Raw genomic sequence first — 241 nt, 5'->3', positions numbered from 1 at the left:
ATGCAGGACTATCGCTCCTTACAGACATAGCCCACGGTACCGTAAGAACAGAAATACCCGGCAATTCACGCCGTATGATCTCTTCCTCGACCGCAGAATGCTTTAACGTCACATCCGCGTGGGTCATCGCCCGAAATTCAAGGGATTTCAAACGATTAGATTCATTCACCAATTCTGGTCTTTGTTGAATATGCGCTTGCCGCAAAACGAGTAAACAGTGCAAATCCGCAATGTTATACAC

At 46.5% G+C, this 241-nt stretch carries 1 pseudogene; it reads right to left on the bottom strand.

What is annotated here, in order from left to right:
- Positions 1-241, bottom strand: a pseudogene (locus KB213_RS12270) (glycosyltransferase family 4 protein); the annotation flags it as partial.

Origin of the sequence: Neokomagataea anthophila (assembly GCF_018122595.1) — a bacterium.
Lineage (GTDB): Bacteria > Pseudomonadota > Alphaproteobacteria > Acetobacterales > Acetobacteraceae > Gluconobacter > Gluconobacter anthophilus.
The sequence above is the reverse complement of the archived record's forward strand: the minus strand, read 5'-3'. Positions and strand labels throughout refer to the sequence as shown.